Raw genomic sequence first — 20,195 nt, forward strand, 5'->3', positions numbered from 1 at the left:
GCTTTTTGCCCTAAATTATTTTTTAAGTTTAACTTCCTTGTCTTTATACAAACCGGTTCCGACCGGAATTATGCGACCTAGGATGACGTTTTCTTTTAAGTCCTCCAATCGGTCAAATTTACCCGCGATGCTAGCCTCGGTTAGAACCTTCGTAGTCTCTTGGAAGGACGCTGCCGAAATGACGCTATCGCTTCCGACGGCCGCACGAGTTACGCCCAGTAGCACGGACTCTGCAATCGCAGGCTCGCCACCAATTTTCATAATGCGCTCGTTTTCTTCTCTAAATCTGCGGCGGCTAATCAGATCGCCGACGATTAGCTGAGTATCGCCGCTATCGACGATTCGAACCTGGCGGAGCATCTGAGATACGATGATCTCGATATGCTTATCGCTGATAACGACGCCTTGAGAGCGATAAACCTGTTGAATTTCGCTTATCAGATAATAATGCAGCGCCTTTTCGCCTAAAATTCTAAGCACGTCGTGCGAGCTGATAACTCCATCGGTAAGTTTCTCGCCTGCGTGGACGAACTCGCCGTTTCGCACTTGGATCTGGCGGCTCTTATCGATTAGATACTCGGCGCTCGTTCCGTCCTCGCCCTCGATTATAATACGCTCTTTCGCGCGCAAAGCCTTATCGAAGCGGACGGTTCCGTCGATGTCTGCGATGATCGCGGTATTTTTTGGACGGCGCGCCTCAAATAGCTCCGATACGCGCGGCAAACCGCCAGTGATATCTTTTGATTTTGCAGCAGCCTTTGGCGTCCTAGCCAAAATATCTGCAATCGCTACCTGATCGCCTTTATTCGTAAAAATCGCGGTCTTCGGCCCTAGATTATATTTGATAGGCTCGCCCTTGCTAGGAGTTACGATAATGGCCGGTTTAACGCCTTGAGGCAGATACTCGTTGATGACCAAGCGGCTCTGGCCGGTAGTCTCGTCATATTGCTCCGTAGCGGTGTATCCCGGCTCGATATCCTCGAAGCTGATCTTACCCTCGCATTCTGCTGCTACCGGGATAGAATACGGATCCCACTCCGCAATGATCAAGCGATCGTCTTTTTTAGGCTTGGCGATAAGATCTTCGCTTTTTACGACGCTATTATCATCATAGGTAATGACAGATTCGCGTGGTATATAGTGACGGATCGCCTCTCTGCCGTTTTCATCGGAGATGACTACGTACATACCCTTCTCACTTACGACGTGACCTTTTTTGATATCTCTTAGCCTCTCTAAATAATCACCTTTGAGGATGAAATACTTAAGCGTACCATTTGCTCCCGCTTTGATCTTTTGAGTTACCGGCTCGCCGTCTTTGACGCGAAGTTCGCTTGCAAACGGAATTCGAGTAGGGATATTCCAGTCTTCTTTTATAACCTCTACTAAACTATCATTTTCTCCAACGGTTTCGCCGTCTTTGAATACGATGTAGAATTTTCCCTCAACTTTACCGCTTACGCCCGCAAGCTCGGTAGGTTTGGCTAGATCGTGGCGCCGGATAGTATATCTAAATTCTTCCTTCTTACCCTTTAGCGTTATATTTACGTCGTCGTGAGTTATATCAATACTTACCTTACCGGTAATTGGGGCTTTGATCTTAGGCTCGACCAAAAGCACCGCGGCGTTTCTGCGGTTCATCACGATATTTTTGCCGCCGTTTTCATAGGTCTTGACGTTGTAGTATCTAATGAAACCCTCTTTATCGGCGATTACTTGGCGATCTTGCTGCTCGGTAGATGCGGTACCGCCGGCGTGGAAGGTTCGTAGCGTAAGCTGCGTGCCCGGTTCGCCGATGGATTGCGCCGATATGATACCGACCGCTTCGCCCGGTTTTACCAGCTTGCCCTCTCCCAAATTTACGCCGTAGCACTTCGCGCAAACCCCTTTTTCAGCCTTGCACGTAATAGGTGTACGGATGCTTACGGATTTGATGCCGGCATCGACTACGGTGCGTACCTCATTAACGCCCAGAAGCGTGCCTTCAGTAAATAAAATTTCATTCGATACTGGATCAATCACATCCGAGCTTAGCACCCTACCCATAATCCTATCGGCTAAGCTTTCTATTTGCGTTCCGTTTTCTACGATCTCAGTAACCTCGATACCCTCGTGCGTGCCGCAGTCGTGCATCGTAACTCTGACGTTTTGTGCGACGTCGATCAGCTTTCGCGTCAGATAGCCCGCATTCGCAGTCTTGAGCGCAGTATCGGCAAGACCCTTACGAGCGCCGTGAGTCGAGATGAAGTACTCATTTACATTCAGACCCTCTCTAAAATTTGAAGTGATCGGCGTCTCGATGATCGAGCCGTCCGGCTTACTCATCAGGCCTCTCATACCCGCTAGCTGCTTGATCTGCTCCGCACTACCGCGTGCACCGCTATCGGCCATCATATAAATAGAATTAAAGCCGTCCTTGTCCTTCTCCATCATCTTCATCATCTCATCGGCTAGCTTCTTGCTAGTGCTAGTCCAGATGTCGATCGTTTTATTATAGCGCTCGCCGTCGGTTAGCAAACCCGCGCCGTATTGGTTCTGAACTTCTCTGACCTGCTTTTTAGCCTCTTCGACAAGACCCGCTTTGGACTTCGGCACGATGATGTCCGAAACGGAGATCGAAACGCCCGCTTTAGTAGCGGATTCAAAGCCTAAATTTTTAAGATTATCCAAAAATTCCGCGCTTATCTCAAGGCCGCCGTTTTTATAGACGTAATCGACAAGTTCGGCGATATCCTTTTTCTTCATAATCTTATTCCAAAGATGATCTGGAATAAAGCTAGGCAGGATCGATTTGATGATCAAGCGGCCTGCGGTCGTAAAGATAATGCGGCGATCAATCATCGTTTTGATTTTGGCGTGGATATCTAGGGCGTTTGCCTCTACGGCGAGCATTACCTCATCGACGTTTGCAAAAATTTTATTCGTTCCTTTTGCACCCGGCTTTTCGAGGCTTAGATAATAAATTCCTAAAACCATATCCTGGCTAGGCACCGCGACTGGCTTTCCGCTCGCAGGAAGCAAGATATTCATCGAGCTAAGCATTAAAATTTTACATTCCGCGATCGCCTCTTGGCTAAGCGGCACATGCACAGCCATCTGATCGCCGTCGAAGTCAGCGTTGAACGCGGCGCAGACTAGCGGATGCAGCCTGATCGCCTTACCCTCGACGAGCACTGGATGAAACGCCTGAATAGACATCTTATGAAGCGTCGGCGCGCGGTTTAGCATAACCGGGTGATCTTTAACGACCTCCTCCAAGCACTCCCAAACTTCATTGATCCTATTTTCAATCATCTTTTTAGCCTGCTTGACGGTCGTAGCATAGCCCTTCTCTTGCAAGCGTGCGATTAGATGCGGCTTGAATAGCTCAAGCGCCATAGTTTTAGGCAGACCGCACTGATCCATGCGTAAATTTGGACCTACGACGATGACGGAGCGACCCGAAAAATCCACACGCTTGCCAAGTAAATTTTGTCGGAAGCGACCCTGCTTACCTTTAATGATCTCGCTTAGAGATTTAAGCGGTCGCTTATTGGCGCCCTTTACGGCATTGGCGCGACGTCCATTGTCAAAAAGCGCGTCCACCGCCTCTTGAAGCATTCGTTTTTCATTACGGATGATGATCTCGGGCGCGTCAAGCTCCATCAGCCTTTTGAGCCTAGAATTTCGATTTATGACGCGGCGATACAGATCGTTTACGTCTGAAACTGCGAATTTTCCGCCCTCGAGGCTAACAAGCGGGCGTAGATCGGCAGGCAGTACGGGCAGATTTGTAATCATCATCCACTCGGGCTTATTGCCGGAATTTAAAAAGCTCTCGACGACCTTTAGACGCTTGACGATGGTTTTTTTCTTCGCTTCGGAGTTTGTGTTAGCCATCTCCTCCTTCAAAGAATTTAAAATTTCGACCAAATCAAGCTCGGCTAGCATATCGCGGATCACCTGACCGCCCATTTTGGCGACGAAGCCTGTCTGCGAAAAGCGCTCTTTTAGGCTCTGATACTGCTCCTCATTTAAAACATCGTATTTCTCGACCTTTTTAGAATTTTCGTTGTCGTAAAATGCCTCGCCCGCGCTTTCTACGATGTAAGCCTCATAATAAAGCACGCGCTCAAGATCTTTCATCTTGATATTTAGAAGCGTACCGATGCGGCTAGGCAAGGAATTTACGTACCAAATATGCGCCACCGGCGTTACCAGCTCGATATGCCCCATTCTAGTGCGGCGAACCTTCGAGCTCGTGATCTCGACGCCACATTTTTCGCACTTCCAGCCTTTGTAGCGCATCTTCTTATATTTGCCGCAGATGCACTCATAATCTCTTACTGGACCGAAAATTTTAGCGCAAAATAGACCGTCGCGTTCCGGCTTGAGCGTGCGGTAGTTAATAGTCTCGGGCTTTTTGACCTCGCCGTGGCTCCAAGCCTTGATCTGCTCGGGACTAGCAAGCCTGATTGCAAACGCATCGAAATCGTGGACTCTAGCGTCCTCTTTTATCTCTATTCTTTCTAAATTTGAATTATCGCTCATTTATTCTCTCCATTCTCGTAAATTTCAACGTCTAGAGCAAGCGATTTAAGCTCGTTTGTTAAAACAAAAAATGTCTCAGGAATTCCTGTAGACGGAACGTTTTCGCCTTTTGTCAGCGCCTTATACGCAGCCAAGCGTCCGTCGACGTCGTCGGATTTGATCGTTAGCATCTCGCGAAGCGTGTATGCCGCGCCGTATGCCTCCAGAGCCCAAACTTCCATCTCGCCGAATCTTTGACCGCCGAATAGCGCCTTGCCGCCGACCGGCTGCTGCGTAACTAGGCTGTAAGGACCGGTGCTTCTTGCGTGAACCTTTTCGTCGACTAGGTGGTGCAGCTTGAGATAATACATGCAGCCCACGTTTACGCGCTCTTTGATCTTTTCGCCGGTGCGACCATCGTAAAGCTCGGTCTTGCCGTCCTGATCGATGCCCGCCATTTCAAATAGCTTTTTGAAATCCTCCGGCACGATGCCTTCAAATATCGGAGCGGAAAATCTAACGCCCTTAGCCCAGTCTCTAGCGTATTTTAAAAGATCTTCGTCGCTGATCTTTTCAAGCGTTTTTTTAGCCTGCATTAGTTTGGAAACGCCTGCGATCTCAATCATTTTGGCGCGAAGGGTTTTTATCCATTCGCCCGTTTTCTCTTCTAAAATTTTAGCGATCTGCTCTCCTAAGCGCCAGCCCACAAGACCTAAGTGGCTCTCCATTATCTGACCGATATTCATACGGCTTGGAACGCCGAGAGGATTTAGCACGATATCTACGCGCTGTCCGCTAGGTAGATACGGCATATCGACTTCAGGAACTATGTTTGAGACGATACCCTTGTTTCCGTGGCGACCCGCCATCTTATCGCCCACTTTTAGCTTGCGCTTAGTTGCTATATAGACCTTTACGAGCTTAACGACGCCGCTTGGCAAGATATCGTCTTTTTCTAAAATTTCGATTTTTTCGTCATGCTCCTCTTTGAGCTTGCGCTTCTCGTTTTGGAAGTGGTTTTTTAGCTCTTCGTATTCCTTCTGAACAGCTTTAGAATAAGCCTTGACGAAAGAATTTAACGTAAAGCGGTTAGAGCTTTCAAGCTCCTCTTTTTTAACCTTATCGCCCTTTTTATAATCTTTTTTATTTAGGCTTTGATCGCTTTGTAAAGCGCTTTTAGAAAGTAGCGCCACTACCTTTAGCATCTCTTCGCGATCAAGCATCAAAAGCCTGTCGTGATGCTCCCTTTCGAGCTCGGTTTTTTCATCCTCATAGGCTTTGTTCGTGCGTGGATCCTTCTCGTAGCCCTTTTTGGTAAAAATTTTAACGTCGATTACTACGCCTTCCATTGAAGCGGTAGCGTAGAGAGATTTATTTACCACATGCCCCGCCTTCTCGCCAAAAATTGCGCGCAAAAGCCTCTCCTCTGGGGTCGGCTTAACCTCGCCTTTCGGAGTTACCTTGCCTACTAGGATCATGCCCGGCTTTACGTGAGTACCGATCTTTACGATACCGCTATCATCGAGGTGGGTAAGCTCCTCCTCTTTGATATTAGGGATGTCGCGCGTGATCTCCTCCACGCCGTCTTTAAGCTCTCTAGCCTCGATCTCCTTTTCATAAACATGCACGCTGGTGTATTCGTCGGCGCGGATCATCTTTTCGCTCATGACGACGGCGTCCTCGTAATTATAGCCATGCCACGGCATGAAAGCTATAAGGGCGTTTTTGCCGATCGCAAGCTCGCCGCCGTCCATGCTAGGACCGTCGGCTATGATTTGACCGGCCTTTATCACGTCGCCTTTTCGCACGATAGGGCGCTGTGAAAAGGTAGTGTTTTGGTTGGTGCGTAAATTTTTCTCCATCGAGTAGTGATCGATAAACGGTCCCTTCTCGTCCTCGCCCAAAATAAAGATATTTTTATTATCGACCTTTTCTACGACGCCGTCGCGAATGGCCTTGATCGCTTCCCATGAATCGCGCGCGATAATCGCTTCCATGCCCGTTCCGACGATAGGAGCAGTAGAGTGCAGAAGCGGCACGGCTTGGCGCTGCATGTTCGAGCCCATAAGTGCGCGGTTAGCATCGTCGTGCTCCAAAAACGGAATCAACGACGCCGCTACGCCCGCGACCATACCGGAGCAAAGGTCTATCAGCGAAATATCCTCGCGTTTAGCCATGATATTTTCGCCGTCTTTTCTAACCTCCAAAAGCTCCTCTACGATATTGCCCTCTTCGTCCAATTTAGCGGACGCAGGAGCGATTACGAGCCCTTCTTCCTGCGTAGCGGTAAGATAGACAATCTCGTCGGTTACCTTGCCGTTTACGACTCTTTTATACGGAGCCTCGACGAAGCCCAGATCATTTACCTTCGCATAGGTCGCTAGGGTGTTAATAAGACCGATGTTTTGACCCTCCGGCGTCTCGATAGGGCAAATTCTACCGTAGTGCGTAGGATGGACGTCGCGCACCTCAAAGCCGGCGCGCTCTTTAACTAAACCGCCCTCGCCCAGCGCAGATAGACGGCGCTTATGCGTGACCTCGCTAAGCGGATTGGTCTGATCCATAAACTGGCTTAGCTGACCGCCGGTGAAAAATTCCATAAGCGTAGTGGTGATGATTTTAGGGTTTACGAAATCATACGGCATAAGCTCGTCTAAATTTCCGCTAATGCCGGTAAATTTATCTTTGATCGCCTTTTGAACCTTGATAAATCCAAGGTGCATCTCATTTGCCAAAAGCTCGCCAATCGAGCGAATACGACGATTGCCGAGATTATCGCGATCGTCGATGAAGCCGTCGCCGTTTTTAACTCTAATTAAATATTTCGCCGTCTTGATAATATCCTCGCTGGTTAGTACGGTTACGTACTCCGGCGCTTCGATGCCTAGTTTGTGATTCATTTTCATACGACCTACTTTGGTTAGATCGTAGCGCTCAGGGTTGAAAAACAGATCGTTTACGAAGCTCTTTGCCGCCTCTTTTACCACCGGCTCACCCGGGCGCATAACTTTGTAAATTCTAATCGCAGCTAGATCGTTCTCGTCGTCTATGCCCTCGCTTTGTTGCAAGAGCTTAAGCGCGTCGGCGTCTTGGATGAAGGAATTTATGATTGAAGTATCTACGCCGCTAGCTAGGTCGTTAGCGATCGTAAATTTTTTCTCTGTGTTAGCGATCTTGGCTAGCTTGCCCTCATCTAGCGCAGTTAGCGAATCAAAAAGTACTTCGCCGCTATTTTTATCGACGATGGCATCGGCCAGGTAGCGCTCGGCTAAAATTTCAGCTGGATACTCAATGAGTTTTAGTCCGTCCTCTGCTAACTTCTCCGCTTTTTTGGATGTTAGGCGCTTGCTTGCTTGATGAAGCACTTCGCCCTTTTCGTTTATAATGTCGTAATCGAGCCTGCCCGCGTATTCTTTCGGATCGAAATCGGTTAGGAATTTTCCTTTTTTAATATAGATTGTCTTAATAGGATAAAATAATTTTATGATGTCTTGCTTTTTGTAACCGAGTGCGCGAAATAGGATCGTTATCGGAACCTTGCGCCTTTTATTTATGCGCACGTATAGTACGTCTTTTACGTCGTATTCGAAATACAGCCAGCTGCCGCGATCAGGTATTATTTGAGCGGTGTAGATTAGTTTATTTAAAACGGTTGGACTCTCTTCCTCTTTGAAGATTACGCCCGGGCTTCTGTGCAGCTGATTTACGACGACACGCTCGACGCCGTTAATGATAAATGAAATTCTATCGGTCATTAGAGGAATGTCGCGAATGAATATATCTTGCTCTTTGATCTCTTTTACGCCGATTTTTTTGCCCGTCTTTTCGTCACGCTCATGCACGAGCAAGCGGAGTTTCATCTTTAAATTTACCGAATAAGTAAGCCCTCTTTCCATGCATTCTCTAATCGAATACTTTGGCTTTGAAATTTCGCTGCTTACATACTCGATACTTAGTCTATTCTGTGCGTCGTGGATAGGAAAAATGGCTTTGAAAACCTTCTCTATGCCGCTTTCTCCACCCGAGTTATCAAGATTTAAAAAATGATCAAAACTTTTCTTTTGTAGTTGTAATAAATTCGGAATTTCGATGTCCTTGGGAACCTTTGAAAAATCCACTCTAAGACGATTTCCTGAATATAGGCTGTTTAACATTCCACTACCTCGTAGTTGTATTTTAAAGAAAGAAGTGCCGATACGACGCACCGGCACACATTTGTATACGAAATTTTAAAATTTCGCGATTTATTTGAGTTCGACTTTAGCGCCTGCTTCTTCAAGCTCTTTTTTAGCCTTCTCGGCGTCTTCTTTGTTAAGTCCCTCTTTAAGAACGGACGGAGTAGCCTCGGTAGCGTCTTTGGCTTCTTTTAGACCAAGACCTGTTAGGGCGCGAACGACCTTAATTACGTTGATTTTCTTATCGCCCGCATCAAGCAATACGACGTCGAATTCCGTTTTCTCTTCAGCTGCTGCCGCACCTGCGCCGCCAGCACCTGCGCCGCCAGCTACCATAACCGGAGCCGCGCTTACGCCGAATTTTTCCTCAAATTTTTTAACTAGTTCGCTAAGCTCTAGCACCGAACGATTAGAGATATACTCCAAAACCTCTTCATCTGTTGAAATTGCCATTTTATTCTCCTAAATTTTAATTAAGCGCTAGCTTCTTTTTTCTGCTTAAGCGCATTGAGGCCGATCGTAAAATTTTGAATCGGCGCATTCCATACTTGAAGTAACATCGCGATAAGCTCGTCTCTCGAAGGCATCTTCGAAAGCGCTCTAACCTTATCTATGCCGGCTACTTCCCCATCGATATGAGCGGTCTTAAGCTTAAAAATTTCATTTTTCTCTTCAAATTTAGCCGCTACTTTACATACAGAAAGCTGCTCGCCCCATAAGAAGATATTGGTATCTTTAAAGCTAAGTCCGTTTTTTTCGGCATTTTTTAAAGCGATATTAGCTAGGGTATTTTTGATAACTCGAACTTTTACGCCCGCTTCGCGCGCGCTATTTCTAAGATCTTCAAGCTGCTTAACGCTAAGGCCTTTAAAATCGGAAATTACTATAGCTTCGCTAGCCTTGAAAGCCTCGCCAAGCTCCGCTACTATCTTTGATTTTTCGTCTCTCGTCATTAGGTCTCCTTTCCGATCGGTGATTTCAAGCCAAGCGATCGAAATTTTAAAATTTCGATCAATTAAGTTAAAAACCTTGAGCTATCTCCAATCTAAGATAAAAATTTAAAATTTTATTTTAAATCGATTATTTCTTGATTATCCAGCGTAACTGCAGGGCTCATAGTAAGTGAAAGCGATGCATGAGTTACGTATCTGCCCTTCGCAGTCGCCGGCTTATGCTTATTTATGGTTTTAATAAACGTCGTAAGATTGTCTAAAAGCTGCTCTTTGCTAAAGCTAGCCTTGCCAAGGCCTGCGTGGATATTTCCCTGCTTATCGACGCGGAAGTTTACCTGTCCACCCTTAGCATTTTTAACGGCCTGAGCGACATCCATAGTAACGGTACCGGTTTTAGGGTTCGGCATAACGCCTTTTGGACCAAGAATACGACCTACCTTACCGACTAGTCCCATTAAATTTGGAGTGGCGATAAGAACATCGAAATTTATATTTCCCTTTTGAATCTCTTCGATCAGATCATCGGCACCCACGATATCGGCACCTGCTTCGCTAGCCTCGCTAGCTTTTGCGTCTTTTGCAACCACGGCTACTCGAACGCTCTTGCCAGTACCAGCAGGCAAAACGACCGAGCCGCGCACCATCTGATCAGCATGTCTTGGATCTACGTTTAGTTTAAGAGCGATCTCCACCGTCTCGTCAAATTTAGCAGAAGCTAGAGTTTTTACTGTGCTTACCGCTTCGTCTACACTATAAATTTTATTTACGTCAACTTTTTTTAAAAGTTCGTTGAATCTTTTTGAATTTTTTGGCATATATTTCTCCGCAATTAAAGTGCTACCGCTTTTTTAAACCTTAGCGGTCAAAAGGTTTAGTCAGTGACCGTAATACCCATAGAACGAGCCGAACCCGCTATAATCCTAGCAGCCTGCTCTCTATCTTTGGTATTCAGATCGGCGATCTTTTTCTCGACGATCTCTAAAACTTGAGCCTTAGTTAAGGATGCTACCTTCTTTTTAAGAGGATTGTCCGAACCCTTATCTATCTTCGCCGCTTTTTTGATCAAATCCGTCGCAGGCGGTTGTTTAGTGATGAAAGTAAAGCTTTTATCGGCATAAACCGTGATAATGACCGGAATACTAAAGCCCGCCATATCTTTGGTTCGCTCGTTAAACGCTTTGCAAAATTCCATAATATTAACGCCCTTTTGACCTAGTGCAGGACCTACCGGTGGGCTTGGATTTGCTTTTGCGGCCGCTATTTGCAGCTTGATTTCGCCAACAACTTTCTTAGCCATAAATTTACTCCTTATAAAATTTAAATAATCTTTTCAACTTGCGAATATGAAATTTCAATCGGCGTGCTTCGTCCGAAGATCGAAACATTGAGGCGAAGTTTGCCATGGATCATATCATACTCTTCTACGATGCCGTTGAAATTAGCAAAAGGCCCATCGACGATCCTAACCGTCTCGCCCTCATCAAAATTAATCTTGGGCTTAGGAGCCTCGCGATTATTGATCTTTTCTAGAATTATTTCGATATCTTTTTCCGGTAGCGGAGAGGGCTTTTTAGCCTCGCCGATAAAGCGACTAACCTTAGGTAGCATCTGAATTCTATGCCATAAAGTGGTATCCAAATCTAAATTTGCAAAACAATACCCTGGATATAAGCTACGCTCTTTAATGGTTTGCTTTGTATTTTTGACCTCTATAACATCTTCGGTAGGCACTAGCACTTCGCCGATCTTAGTCTCAAGCGCTTCGTCTTGCTTTAGCGCTTCTATTGCGCGCTTTACCGCCATCTCGCTGCCGGCGTAAGTTTGTATCGCATACCATTTATTTGCCATATTGCGATCCTTACTTAAGCAGTTATCAAAGCGGACATAATAAGATCCACTAGCGCTAAGAACAGTGCGATAACTACGACTACGACTACTACAGAGATATATGCTGTTTTAGTCTGATCTTTAGTCGGGAAAATTACCTTATCTAACTCTATCTTTGCTTGTTTATAATACTCTTTTACTTTTTCCATACCCAATCCTCGTGGCAGGGCAAGAGGGATTCGAACCCCCAACCATCGGATTTGGAATCCGGCGCTCTACCGTTGGAGCTATTGCCCTATAACAATTAGCCTTTTAACTTGACTTCTTTATGAAGCGTGTGCTTTTTTAATCTAGGGCAATATTTTTTAAGTTCTAGTTTTTCGGTCGTAGTTTTGCTATTTTTATAAGTAGTATAGTTAATATCGCCACTTTCGGAGCATTTTAATCCGACCTTTACTCTACTTGAATTCTTTGCCATTTGGTTTCCTTGAATAAAAAAGCAAGCGGAATTTTAAAATTCCGCTTGCAAAAAATTAAGCGATGATTTTCGAAACGACGCCTGAACCTACGGTATGACCGCCTTCGCGAATCGCGAAGCGAGTACCTTGCTCAAGAGCAATCGGGGCGATTAGCTCAACGGTAATCTTAACATTATCGCCAGGCATTACCATCTCGGTTCCCTCAGGAAGAGTAATCGAACCGGTAACATCTGTAGTACGAACGTAAAACTGCGGTCTATAATTATTAAAGAATGGAGTATGGCGTCCGCCCTCTTCTTTAGTTAGGATATAAACCTCGCCCTCAAATTTAGTATGAGGAGTGATCGATTTTGGTTTGCATAAAACCATACCGCGCTCTACTTCCTCTTTCTTAGTACCGCGTAATAAAACACCTACGTTATCGCCAGCTTCACCTTGATCCATCTCTTTTCTAAACATCTCAACGCCAGTGACGGTAGTAGTCTGAGTAGGTTTAATACCTACGATCTCGATAGTATCGCCAACTTTAACGATACCTTTTTCGATTCTACCGGTTACAACGGTACCGCGACCGGAAATCGAGAAAATATCTTCGATCGGAAGAAGGAAATCTTTATCAGTATCGCGAACAGGAGTTGGAATATAGCTATCAACTGCGTCCATAAGCTCCATAATCTTTGCAGACCATTCGCCGTCTTGTCCGGCTTTGGCTTCCTCAAGAGCCTTAAGAGCAGAGCCCTTAATGATTGGAGTCTCGTCGCCAGGAAATTTATACTCTTTTAAAAGATCTCTAACTTCCTCTTCAACTAGCTCTAAAAGATCCGGATCATCGACCATATCGGTTTTGTTTAGGAAAACTACGATATAAGGAACGCCTACCTGGCGAGAAAGCAAGATGTGCTCGCGAGTTTGAGGCATAGGGCCATCCGCAGCAGAAACAACTAAAATAGCGCCGTCCATCTGAGCCGCACCGGTAATCATATTTTTTACGTAGTCGGCGTGGCCAGGGCAGTCAACGTGAGCATAGTGACGCTTCTCAGTCTCATATTCGATGTGAGATGTAGCGATAGTAATACCGCGCTCTTTTTCCTCTGGAGCGTTATCGATATTGTCGTAGTCTTTTAGCTCGGCTAGACCCTTCCTGGAAAGAACAGCAGAAATAGCAGCTGTCAAAGTAGTCTTACCATGGTCAACGTGACCGATGGTACCAATGTTTACGTGTGGCTTGTTACGATTAAATTTTTCTTTAGCCATCATATCCTCCGTTATTGATTTGTGGATTACACAACAAACTAAGCGACTCTATTTTATGGAGCTCATAGCGGGACTTGAACCCGCGACCTCTTCCTTACCAAGGAAGTGCTCTACCTCTGAGCCATATGAGCCTAAACTCAGGCAAAGAGAAATCGCTACCAATACCCAACAATGCGACCAAAATTTAGATTATGTAAGCATATAAAAGCAGTTAAGTTTTACAGCTCCCAGTAAACCTAAATGGTGGAGCGGGAAACGGGGCTCGAACCCGCGACCCTCAGCTTGGAAGGCTGATGCTCTAGCCAACTGAGCTAATCCCGCATCAAAAATTCATGGTGGTGAGACGTGGATTCGAACCACGGAAGGCAAAGCCAGCAGATTTACAGTCTGCCCTCGTTGGCCACTTGAGTATCTCACCCTTTGATGAAATCTGGTCAAACACTGTTACAAAAAATGGAGCTGGTGGACGGGATCGAACCGCCGACCCACTGCTTACAAGGCAGTAGCTCTACCAGCTGAGCTACACCAGCATTTTGAAATTGAAGTGGCAATTATAACCGAAAAATCCCCAATTGTCAAGGCTAAAACAGCCTATTTTAAAATTTCATAAAATTTCTGCTATAATGCGCGCAATTTTAAATTTTAAGGAATTTTATATGAAAATCATACCTTGGATTATCATAGTTTTTATGATTTATTTGATTTATTATTTTATCTCCCGCTCCGAAAAGCGCCTAAATACCCTTGAAAAGCGCTTAAATAAAATAGAAGAAAACTTAAGCGAGATAAAAAAGGCTACCGAAGCCAACAGGCTCTTGATCGAAGAAGCAAAGCTGGACTCTGAAGATGACGCAAAAGAGCAAGAATAAAATTAAATTTAATCCATGATCTCGCTAGCTTGGCCTTTTTTACTAAATATCTCGTGCTAAAAATTATGAATATATTTTATAGTGCACTTTGGCATTTTTGAAAGAAATTTTGCCGCAATGTCAGAACCGCGAAGGGCAAGAAGCTCATACGTAACTACTTCTTAAATTTTACGAAATTTAAAATTCGCGCTTTAAGCCTGCTCCGCCAAGCAAATCCACGCGAATTAATAAATCAAAATTCCAACCATTAGCCGCAAATTCCATAGAATTTCAAACAATACCGCCTAAAATTAGAATTCCTGCTAAAATCCATCTTACAATTCAACTCCTTAAAATTTTGCGCAAATCCCTCAGCTAAAATTCTAAACTACAAAATTTTAGTATTTAAAATCATATTAATCAGCCCCACCGCAGCAGCAAAGCCTATGGGTTCACACCGCACGCCACTTCAGGCTGATATATCAGAAAGCTCAAAAGCGCAGACCGCAACTTCTATAAGCTAACAATAAAATTTAATCATAATTTTTAAAAACCAAAAATTTAAAAAGTACAGAATTTTACCCCAGGATTTGAATTGAGTAAAAAGACGGCGAAATGCAGGAGCTTCTAAAACGCAAAATTTATCCATTGGAATTTTCCTCGCCCACAAGCGCTTCAGCGATGAGTTCCAGCGGATTTACGCACCTCATCTGCGAGCCACTTAAAGAAAGCGAGTTATTTAGCTGCATCCTGCACGCGCTGCACTCGGCAGAAACTACGCGCACGGGTAGATCCGCCATTGCGCGCGCCTTAGCTAATCCCGCTGCGCGCGCGAGCTCGTAGCGCTCGGTTTGCATCGTCACGCCGCCAAATCCGCAGCATTTATTAGGCTCATCCATCTCGGTTATTTCGTAGTTTTGAGCGAGCAAGCCGCGCGGTTCTTTCCAAATACCCTGCATTTTGCGGGCATGGCACGGATCGTGATAAGTAATCGCTAAAGCCCTTTTGCCGCGGCGCATCAAAAGATCACTTAAGTTTGTAAATTTATAAAAGTATTCGCTCGCCATAAAAATTTTACTCGCAAGCTTTTGCGCACGGGCTTTCCATTGCGGCTCATTTTCAAAAAAATGCGCGTAATCCACCCGCAACATCGCAGAGCACGTAGCCTCGGGCACGATAATCGCATCAAGAGCAGGCATGACTTTTTCGAAATATGCTATATTAAATTTTGCCACGCGTTCAACCGCCGCAAAATCTCCCGTAAAATACGCAGGAGCGCCGCAACAGGCTTGTTCCTTCATCAAATTTACGTTTAGCTTTAGCGCTCGCGCGATATGTAAAACCGCCTCGCCTACGCCCGTGTAAGCGTAGTTTGCCATGCAGCCTATAAAAATTCCAATAGTTTTTTCGCCGCCGTTGTCGATAAGCTCTGCATGAGAGTTCATAAAGCTCTTTTTCGCAGGAGCAGGTAGCAAGCGTTCTTTTTTAAGTAGTGGCAAGTCAAATCTAGGCGACATAGAGCTTTGCGTATCTTTTCGCATCTTAAAGCCACAGCTAAGAAACACGTATCCAAGCGTTGCTGCTAGATCCAGCGCTTTGCGGTGCCCGAGCAGCCAAAACGCAGCTTTTTTGTACCACGCGATACCAAATTTCTCCGCAATGTGCGCGCGAATATTCTCGATTGCCGTATCTATGGGCAAAGACTCGCCGCAAATATCTACGCAGCTGGTGCATAAAAAGCAGCTCTCAAAAATTTTCTTAGCGTTTTTATCAAGCTTTAGTTCATTCCTGCCGTAAGCGCCCAAAAGATCCACAAATCCGCGCGGGCTCGTTACTTCATCGCCGTTAATGCCATGAATCGTGCAGACTTGGATACATTTACCACATTTTACGCAACGCTCGCTAAGTGCCGCAAAATCGAACGCTCCAAGCTTTGCCTTACTCATAGCCGCGCCGCTTAAACGGTTTTAGAAAAGCGCTTCTCGCCCAAATTTTTACCCATATACTCATCAAAGCACATCGCGATATTACGGATCAAAAGCGTGCCGGTGGGCGTTACGGAAATTCTATTCGGCGAGACTTGCACGAAATCCTTTAGCGCCTCAAGCTGCTTTAAGCTCGCATCAAAGTGCTCGAAAAATTTTATCTTAAATTTCTCCTCGATCGCCTCTATATCGACGCAAAAATTACTCATCAGCCCCATAATCACCTCTTTGCGCAGCAGATCCTCTTCATTTAGCAAAACGCCCCTGCAATATGGCAGCCTGCCCGCATCTATCGCGGCCTCGTAAGCGTCCATATCTTTGAAATTTTGCGCGTAGTGGCGCGCGCCCTCGCCGATGCTGGTTAGCCCGATACCGATCAGATCGGCGCCGCCCTTGGTCGTATAGCCCTGGAAATTGCGGTGCAGCGAGCCGTTTTTAAGTGCAGTATGAAGCTCGTCTGCGGGCTTTGAATAGTGATCCATGCCGATCATCTCATATCCGTTCGCGCTCAAAAAATCGTGTGTAAATTTTAAAATTTCAAGCTTTACCTTCGGCTCGGGCAGCGTCGTCTCGTCAAATTTACGCATAGATTTTTTTATCCACGGCACGTGCGCATAGTTAAAGATCGCGAAGCGGTCCGGATCAAGCGAAAGCGCAAGCTCTAGCGTGCGCTTAAAGCTAGCTAGGCTCTGATACGGAAGGCCGTAGATGAGATCCATATTTATCGATTTTATCCCCCTCTCGCGCGCCATAGCTATGACGTCCCTAGTAAGTTCGAAAGGCTGGATGCGGTGGATTTCCTTTTGCACGCGCTCGTCGAAATCCTGCACGCCGTAGCTGATGCGATTAAAGCCGTTTGAAACAAGCACGTCAAGCTGCTCGGCGTTTAAAAACCGCGGATCGATCTCGCAGCTGATCTCGGCTTCGGGGCTGAAATTTTTAAAATACTTTTTGATATTTTTTATGTGGCGCGCGAGCTGTTCGGCGCTAAAATAAGTAGGTGTGCCGCCGCCGAAGTGCATCTGCACGACTTGCCGCGAGCCGTCCACTACACCGCTTAAAATTTGCATTTCGCACTCGATATAGTTCAAATACCGATCCATCTTGTCGCGCTTGCCGGTGTAGATTACGTTGCAGCCGCAAAAATAACAGGCGGAGCGGCAAAACGGCATGTGAAAGTAAAGCGACAGCGGCGTGGAGCTTTTTTGATTTTTCAGCTCGTTCAAATATCCGTCGTAGCTAAAGTTTTCGCTAAATTCCAAAGCGGTCGGATAGCTCGTGTAGCGGGGTCCGGGGCGCGAAAATTTCGCGTAAGCGTCGAAGTCTATGCTATTCACGGCCGCCCGCCTTAGTTTTGATAAGCTCTTCGATGTCGATGAAAAGGTTCGGATGCAGGCTTTTTACGCGCGAGACGACGGCATCAACGTCTAAGCTTAATCTTTTCGCATTCGGATTTGCGCCCGTTAGCCTTCTGATCTCGTCCATACACACGATCCACGCGTCGCCGAAATCCACCGGCGTATGCTGCAAGATCGAGCGCTCGAGCTTAAGATTAAAATTTTCCTGCATCGCGTTTTTGGTCGTGGCGATGAGATTTGCAAGCGATTTTATCGAGATCATCGTGTGCACTTCGTTATTTTCGTCGATGCCGAACCACGGCTCCTCGTCGCTCCACGAGCCGCTTTTTAAAGTGAGTTTTTTCTCGTTGTCCTCGCCCTGCGAAATTTCAAAAACCGTCCTTTTCGAGCTATCCAGCCCGAAGAATTCGCTCGCTTTGTCGATCTTTTTTAGCGCTTTATCTTTTTCTTCCATGCATTCTCCTAAATTTATCTTTTTTGATCCAGCCAGACCATGACGCCCTTTTGCGCGTGCAGGCGATTTTCCGCCTCTGCAAAAATTTCATCCGCGTGCGCTTCAAACACGGCCTCGCTTACCTCATATCCGCGGTACGCCGGCAGGCAGTGCAAAAAGATCGCGCCGTCACTTGCTAGAGCCATTAAACTTTCATCCACGCAAAAGCCCGCAAAGTCGCGAATTCTTTGCTCCTTTTCGCCTTCTTGCCCCATCGAAACCCAAGTATCGGTCGTCACGACGTTTGCACCCGCTACGGCTTCCTTTATATCGTTCGTTATTAAAATTTTAGCGCCTGAAATTTTAGCATTTTCTTGCGCCTGCGCCAGTACCTGCGGATCGGCCTCGTAGCCTTTCGGCGTCGCTACTCGCAGCTCAAAGCCAAGCTTGCTAGCAAGCATCAGCCACGAGTGAGCCATATTGTTGCCGTCGCCCACGTACGCGGCTTTTATTTTTGCAATTGAGGTGCCACACTCCACGATCGTCATTAGATCCGCCATTAGCTGCACGGGATGAAATTTATCGCTTAGCCCGTTTATCACCGGCACGCGGCTAAATTCCGCAAGCTCTATTAGCGTCTCGTGGTGATTTACGCGCGCCATGATTAGATCGCACATTCGCGAAATCACGCGCGCAGTGTCTTTGATAGGCTCGCCGCGCCCGAGCTGTATGTCGCGACTGCTTAAAAACAGCGCGTGCCCGCCAAGCTCGTTCATCCCCACGTCAAAGCTAACGCGCGTCCTGGTCGAGCTTTTTTCAAATATCATCGCTAATTTTTGATCTTTTAAATATGGCTTGAAATTTCGTGCCTTGGCCTCTTTTTTAATCCCAAAGGCTAAATTTAAAATCTCGATTATCTCGTCTTTGCTAAAATCGTTTAACGTAAGAAAGTGCCTCATTTATCCACCTTATCTTTTATAAATTTACTAAAAAATTCTTTTAAATCACCTTTCGTCATATCGCCCGCAGCCACCTTTACGACTATATCTTCCATCGCCGCATAAAATTCCTCGTCGTCCAAAACTATAGAATTTGCCGATAAAAACTAGCGTCAAATATTTCATTTATCCTTTAATCGCTCAAAAACAGTCCTATTGCTAGGTTTATCCAATTTCGCAATAACGGTGCTCGAAAGCTCGCCAAAATTCTCTATGCACTCATCTTTATTTTCAGATAAAATTTTAGCTTCAAATTTCATCTTTTTTGCTAGCTTCATTACGGCGTCCAAGACGGCTTCCATTTCGTTACTTTTAATCTCTAGTGCTATTTTATTCATCGCTAGCCCCTGTTTAAAATTTCCGCAATCTCTTTGGCGTGATAGGTGATGATCATATCAGCACCCGCGCGCCTTATGCCTATCATTGTCTCCATCATCACGCGCTCATAGTCGATCACGCCCGCTTTTTTACCCGCCTGCAAAAGCGCGTATTCGCCGCTTACGTTATACGCGCAAATCGGTAGTAGCGTGCGCTCCCGCAGATCTCTGATTAGATCCAGATACGCAAGCGCGGGCTTTATCATCAAGATATCCGCTCCCTGCGCCTCGTCTTGCAGGCTTTCGTTGATCGCCTCAAATCTATTTGCGGGATCCATCTGGTAGCTGCTGCGGTCGCCAAAACTTGGCGCGCTCTCCGCCACGTCGCGAAACGGCCCGTAGTAGCCGCTGGCAAACTTCGTCGAATACGCCATAATCGGTAAATTTTCAAATCCGCCGTGATCGAGCGTCTCTCGCAAGGTAGCGATAATGCCGTCCATCATGCCGCTGGGCGCGATCATATCCGCGCCAGCTTTGGCATGCACTAAAGCCTGCTGCGCCGAAATTTCAAGCGTCGCGTCGTTATCCACCGTCTGATGAATGTGATCGATGATGCCACAGTGCCCGTGGTCGGTGTATTCGCAAAAGCACAGATCGGTGATGACGAGCAAATTTGGAAATTTAGCCTTTATCGCGCGCAGCGAAGTCGCGATAATGCCGTCCTCGCTTAGCGCGTCCGAGCCGATGCTGTCCTTTAGCGAAGGAATTCCGAAAAGTAAAATTTTATCCAAACCAAGTGCCAAAAGAGCCTCGCACTCTTTTAAAATTTCATCCAAGCTCATCTGAAATACGCCAGGCATCGAGGCGATCTCCTTTTTGATGCCGCTTCCTTCCACCACAAAAAGCGGATAGATTAGAAAGCGGGTTTGCAGATCGGTTTGTCGCACCAGATCCCTAAGCGCGGGGTTTATTCGTAGCCGTCTAAATCGTTTAAACATTATTTTTCCTTTTTTAGCTAGAATTGTAAGATTTATAATATCACAATCGGAGTAAATTTAA

Annotated in this window: 18 protein-coding genes and 5 tRNA genes; 1 reads left to right on the forward strand and 22 read right to left on the reverse strand. The window is 46.0% G+C overall.

What is annotated here, in order from left to right; translation table 11 throughout:
• Window positions 1-15 precede the first annotated feature (15 nt).
• The 15 genes from rpoC to Q0144_RS09295 form a co-directional block, all read right to left on the reverse strand.
• A complete protein-coding gene (gene rpoC / locus Q0144_RS09225) occupies window positions 16-4,530 on the reverse strand; it encodes a DNA-directed RNA polymerase subunit beta' (protein WP_298063572.1) in 4,515 nt (1,504 codons plus the stop codon).
• Window positions 4,527-8,663: a DNA-directed RNA polymerase subunit beta gene (gene rpoB / locus Q0144_RS09230; protein ID WP_298063598.1), complete on the reverse strand. Its 4,137-nt coding sequence runs from the start codon at window positions 8,661-8,663 to the stop codon at window positions 4,527-4,529. Before rpoB ends, rpoC begins: the two co-directional genes overlap by 4 nt.
• Window positions 8,664-8,753: 90 nt before the next feature.
• The gene (gene rplL / locus Q0144_RS09235; RefSeq protein ID WP_291939393.1) at window positions 8,754-9,137 is read right to left on the reverse strand and encodes a 50S ribosomal protein L7/L12; all 384 of its coding nucleotides are present in this window, start codon (window positions 9,135-9,137) and stop codon (window positions 8,754-8,756) included.
• A 20-nt stretch (window positions 9,138-9,157) separates the two neighbouring features.
• Window positions 9,158-9,637, reverse strand: a complete 480-nt coding sequence (gene rplJ / locus Q0144_RS09240; protein WP_291939396.1) for a 50S ribosomal protein L10 — start codon at window positions 9,635-9,637, stop codon at window positions 9,158-9,160.
• Window positions 9,638-9,750: 113 nt separating this feature from the next.
• Window positions 9,751-10,452 (reverse strand): 50S ribosomal protein L1, encoded by a 702-nt coding sequence (gene rplA / locus Q0144_RS09245; protein ID WP_297895448.1) that lies wholly within the window; start codon window positions 10,450-10,452, stop codon window positions 9,751-9,753.
• A 56-nt stretch (window positions 10,453-10,508) separates the two neighbouring features.
• Complete coding sequence (gene rplK, locus Q0144_RS09250) at window positions 10,509-10,934, reverse strand: 50S ribosomal protein L11 (protein WP_298063602.1); 426 nt, start codon at window positions 10,932-10,934, stop codon at window positions 10,509-10,511.
• 20 nt (window positions 10,935-10,954) lie between these two features.
• Window positions 10,955-11,485, reverse strand: coding sequence for a transcription termination/antitermination protein NusG (gene nusG / locus Q0144_RS09255; RefSeq protein ID WP_298041814.1), 531 nt, complete (start codon window positions 11,483-11,485; stop codon window positions 10,955-10,957).
• Window positions 11,486-11,499: 14 nt separating this feature from the next.
• The gene (gene secE / locus Q0144_RS09260; RefSeq protein ID WP_297997693.1) at window positions 11,500-11,673 is read right to left on the reverse strand and encodes a preprotein translocase subunit SecE; all 174 of its coding nucleotides are present in this window, start codon (window positions 11,671-11,673) and stop codon (window positions 11,500-11,502) included.
• 12 nt (window positions 11,674-11,685) lie between these two features.
• A tRNA-Trp gene (locus Q0144_RS09265) sits at window positions 11,686-11,761 on the reverse strand.
• Between the two features lie 7 nt (window positions 11,762-11,768).
• A complete protein-coding gene (gene rpmG / locus Q0144_RS09270; protein WP_005872634.1) occupies window positions 11,769-11,942 on the reverse strand; it encodes a 50S ribosomal protein L33 in 174 nt (57 codons plus the stop codon).
• Between the two features lie 55 nt (window positions 11,943-11,997).
• Window positions 11,998-13,197 carry an elongation factor Tu gene (tuf, locus tag Q0144_RS09275; protein ID WP_040304280.1) on the reverse strand — a complete coding sequence of 400 codons (1,200 nt, stop codon included), beginning with the start codon at window positions 13,195-13,197 and terminating at the stop codon, window positions 11,998-12,000.
• A gap of 56 nt (window positions 13,198-13,253) precedes the next feature.
• Window positions 13,254-13,328, reverse strand: a tRNA-Thr gene (locus Q0144_RS09280).
• A 113-nt stretch (window positions 13,329-13,441) separates the two neighbouring features.
• Window positions 13,442-13,518, reverse strand: a tRNA-Gly gene (locus tag Q0144_RS09285).
• A 12-nt stretch (window positions 13,519-13,530) separates the two neighbouring features.
• Window positions 13,531-13,615 (reverse strand) — tRNA-Tyr (locus tag Q0144_RS09290).
• Window positions 13,616-13,651: 36 nt separating this feature from the next.
• A tRNA-Thr gene (locus tag Q0144_RS09295) sits at window positions 13,652-13,727 on the reverse strand.
• A 126-nt stretch (window positions 13,728-13,853) separates the two neighbouring features.
• Between Q0144_RS09295 and Q0144_RS09300 the strand changes: the two genes are divergently transcribed.
• The gene (locus Q0144_RS09300) at window positions 13,854-14,066 is read left to right on the forward strand and encodes a hypothetical protein (RefSeq protein ID WP_298063605.1); all 213 of its coding nucleotides are present in this window, start codon (window positions 13,854-13,856) and stop codon (window positions 14,064-14,066) included.
• Window positions 14,067-14,686: 620 nt separating this feature from the next.
• Here the strand turns inward: Q0144_RS09300 and Q0144_RS09305 are convergent.
• The 7 genes from Q0144_RS09305 to hemB are packed head-to-tail and all read right to left on the reverse strand — an operon-like array spanning window position 14,687 to window position 20,134.
• Window positions 14,687-15,991 carry a (Fe-S)-binding protein gene (locus tag Q0144_RS09305; RefSeq protein WP_298063608.1) on the reverse strand — a complete coding sequence of 435 codons (1,305 nt, stop codon included), beginning with the start codon at window positions 15,989-15,991 and terminating at the stop codon, window positions 14,687-14,689.
• 11 nt (window positions 15,992-16,002) lie between these two features.
• Entirely contained in the window at window positions 16,003-17,367 is a 1,365-nt protein-coding gene (gene hemN, locus Q0144_RS09310; protein WP_298063611.1) for an oxygen-independent coproporphyrinogen III oxidase, read from the reverse strand.
• Window positions 17,360-17,842: a DUF2603 domain-containing protein gene (locus tag Q0144_RS09315; protein ID WP_298063614.1), complete on the reverse strand. Its 483-nt coding sequence runs from the start codon at window positions 17,840-17,842 to the stop codon at window positions 17,360-17,362. Before Q0144_RS09315 ends, hemN begins: the two co-directional genes overlap by 8 nt.
• Before the next feature lie 14 nt (window positions 17,843-17,856).
• Window positions 17,857-18,780 carry an ornithine carbamoyltransferase gene (argF, locus tag Q0144_RS09320; RefSeq protein WP_298063617.1) on the reverse strand — a complete coding sequence of 308 codons (924 nt, stop codon included), beginning with the start codon at window positions 18,778-18,780 and terminating at the stop codon, window positions 17,857-17,859.
• The gene (locus Q0144_RS09325; protein WP_298063620.1) at window positions 18,777-18,902 is read right to left on the reverse strand and encodes a hypothetical protein; all 126 of its coding nucleotides are present in this window, start codon (window positions 18,900-18,902) and stop codon (window positions 18,777-18,779) included. Before Q0144_RS09325 ends, argF begins: the two co-directional genes overlap by 4 nt.
• 39 nt (window positions 18,903-18,941) lie before the next feature.
• Entirely contained in the window at window positions 18,942-19,157 is a 216-nt protein-coding gene (locus Q0144_RS09330; protein WP_298063622.1) for a hypothetical protein, read from the reverse strand.
• Between the two features lie 2 nt (window positions 19,158-19,159).
• Window positions 19,160-20,134, reverse strand: a complete 975-nt coding sequence (gene hemB, locus Q0144_RS09335; RefSeq protein WP_298063624.1) for a porphobilinogen synthase — start codon at window positions 20,132-20,134, stop codon at window positions 19,160-19,162.
• Window positions 20,135-20,195 lie beyond the last annotated feature (61 nt).

Origin of the sequence: uncultured Campylobacter sp. (assembly GCF_938045345.1) — a bacterium.
GTDB lineage: Bacteria > Campylobacterota > Campylobacteria > Campylobacterales > Campylobacteraceae > Campylobacter_B.

What these genes read in the sequence shown, in the direction of transcription:
- secE (WP_297997693.1), bottom strand. Translation starts at nt 11,673, where the DNA reads ATGGAAAAAGTAAAAGAGTATTATAAACAAGCAAAGATAGAGTTAGAT.
- tuf (WP_040304280.1), bottom strand. Translation starts at nt 13,197, where the DNA reads ATGGCTAAAGAAAAATTTAATCGTAACAAGCCACACGTAAACATTGGT.
- rplA (WP_297895448.1), bottom strand. Translation starts at nt 10,452, where the DNA reads ATGCCAAAAAATTCAAAAAGATTCAACGAACTTTTAAAAAAAGTTGAC.
- argF (WP_298063617.1), bottom strand. Translation starts at nt 18,780, where the DNA reads ATGAGGCACTTTCTTACGTTAAACGATTTTAGCAAAGACGAGATAATC.
- rplL (WP_291939393.1), bottom strand. Translation starts at nt 9,137, where the DNA reads ATGGCAATTTCAACAGATGAAGAGGTTTTGGAGTATATCTCTAATCGT.
- rplJ (WP_291939396.1), bottom strand. Translation starts at nt 9,637, where the DNA reads ATGACGAGAGACGAAAAATCAAAGATAGTAGCGGAGCTTGGCGAGGCT.
- Q0144_RS09330 (WP_298063622.1), bottom strand. Translation starts at nt 19,157, where the DNA reads ATGAATAAAATAGCACTAGAGATTAAAAGTAACGAAATGGAAGCCGTC.
- nusG (WP_298041814.1), bottom strand. Translation starts at nt 11,485, where the DNA reads ATGGCAAATAAATGGTATGCGATACAAACTTACGCCGGCAGCGAGATG.
- rplK (WP_298063602.1), bottom strand. Translation starts at nt 10,934, where the DNA reads ATGGCTAAGAAAGTTGTTGGCGAAATCAAGCTGCAAATAGCGGCCGCA.
- Q0144_RS09315 (WP_298063614.1), bottom strand. Translation starts at nt 17,842, where the DNA reads ATGGAAGAAAAAGATAAAGCGCTAAAAAAGATCGACAAAGCGAGCGAA.
- Q0144_RS09305 (WP_298063608.1), bottom strand. Translation starts at nt 15,991, where the DNA reads ATGAGTAAGGCAAAGCTTGGAGCGTTCGATTTTGCGGCACTTAGCGAG.
- hemB (WP_298063624.1), bottom strand. Translation starts at nt 20,134, where the DNA reads ATGTTTAAACGATTTAGACGGCTACGAATAAACCCCGCGCTTAGGGAT.
- rpoC (WP_298063572.1), bottom strand. Translation starts at nt 4,530, where the DNA reads ATGAGCGATAATTCAAATTTAGAAAGAATAGAGATAAAAGAGGACGCT.
- rpoB (WP_298063598.1), bottom strand. Translation starts at nt 8,663, where the DNA reads ATGTTAAACAGCCTATATTCAGGAAATCGTCTTAGAGTGGATTTTTCA.
- Q0144_RS09300 (WP_298063605.1), top strand. Translation starts at nt 13,854, where the DNA reads ATGAAAATCATACCTTGGATTATCATAGTTTTTATGATTTATTTGATT.
- rpmG (WP_005872634.1), bottom strand. Translation starts at nt 11,942, where the DNA reads ATGGCAAAGAATTCAAGTAGAGTAAAGGTCGGATTAAAATGCTCCGAA.